The 1,624-nt window shown below is 55.7% G+C and carries 1 rRNA gene; it reads right to left on the reverse strand.

The window, feature by feature from the left end:
• Positions 1–55: 55 nt before the first annotated feature.
• A 16S ribosomal RNA gene (locus HMPREF2554_RS00005) occupies positions 56–1,582 on the reverse strand.
• Between the last annotated feature and the right edge of the window lie 42 nt (positions 1,583–1,624).

The following is a 1,624-nucleotide window of genomic DNA, read 5'->3' on the forward strand; positions in this document are numbered from 1 at the left end:
CCCACCCGACACTCGCGAGCAGCATGGCCAACCAAACAATAGTTGAGCTCCTTAGAAAGGAGGTGATCCAGCCGCACCTTCCGGTACGGCTACCTTGTTACGACTTAGTCCCAATCGCCAGTCCCACCTTCGACGGCTCCCCCCACCAGGGTTAGGCCACCGGCTTCGGGTGTTACCAACTTTCGTGACTTGACGGGCGGTGTGTACAAGGCCCGGGAACGTATTCACCGCAGCGTTGCTGATCTGCGATTACTAGCGACTCCGACTTCATGGGGTCGAGTTGCAGACCCCAATCCGAACTGAGACCGGCTTTTAGGGATTAGCTCCACCTCACAGTATCGCAACCCTCTGTACCGGCCATTGTAGCATGCGTGAAGCCCAAGACATAAGGGGCATGATGATTTGACGTCATCCCCACCTTCCTCCGAGTTGACCCCGGCAGTCTCCTATGAGTCCCCACCATCACGTGCTGGCAACATAGAACGAGGGTTGCGCTCGTTGCGGGACTTAACCCAACATCTCACGACACGAGCTGACGACAACCATGCACCACCTGTATACCAGCCCCGAAGGGAAACGCCATCTCTGACGCAGTCCAGTATATGTCAAGCCTTGGTAAGGTTCTTCGCGTTGCATCGAATTAATCCGCATGCTCCGCCGCTTGTGCGGGCCCCCGTCAATTTCTTTGAGTTTTAGCCTTGCGGCCGTACTCCCCAGGCGGGGCACTTAATGCGTTAGCTACGGCGCGGAAAACGTGGAATGTCCCCCACACCTAGTGCCCAACGTTTACGGCATGGACTACCAGGGTATCTAATCCTGTTCGCTCCCCATGCTTTCGCTTCTCAGCGTCAGTTACAGCCCAGAGACCTGCCTTCGCCATCGGTGTTCCTCCTGATATCTGCGCATTCCACCGCTACACCAGGAATTCCAGTCTCCCCTACTGCACTCTAGTTAGCCCGTACCCACTGCAAAACCAGGGTTAAGCCCCAGCCTTTCACAGCAGACGCGACCAACCGCCTACAAGCTCTTTACGCCCAATAATTCCGGACAACGCTCGCGCCCTACGTATTACCGCGGCTGCTGGCACGTAGTTAGCCGGCGCTTTCTCTGCACCTACCGTCACTTTCGCTTCTTCGATGCTAACAGAGGTTTACAACCCGAAGGCCGTCATCCCTCACGCGGCGTCGCTGCATCAGGCTTGCGCCCATTGTGCAATATTCCCCACTGCTGCCTCCCGTAGGAGTCTGGGCCGTGTCTCAGTCCCAGTGTGGCCGGTCACCCTCTCAGGCCGGCTACCCGTCGTCGCCTTGGTAAGCCATTACCTCACCAACAAGCTGATAGGCCGTGAGCCCATCTAAAACCACTCCATAACGCTTTCCACCAACACCCCATGCGGAGATTGGTCGTATCCGGTATTAGACCCAGTTTCCCAGGCTTATCCCAGAGTCAAAGGTAGGTCACTCACGTATTACTCACCCGTTCGCCACTAATCCACCTAGCAAGCTAGGCTTCATCGTTCGACTTGCATGTGTTAAGCACGCCGCCAGCGTTCGTCCTGAGCCAGAATCAAACTCTCCGTTACAAAAACAAAAAGCAAACGCATGATCCCATAACTCTCAAAAAA

The organism is Rothia sp. HMSC071F11 (assembly GCF_001809115.1).
GTDB lineage: Bacteria > Actinomycetota > Actinomycetes > Actinomycetales > Micrococcaceae > Rothia > Rothia dentocariosa.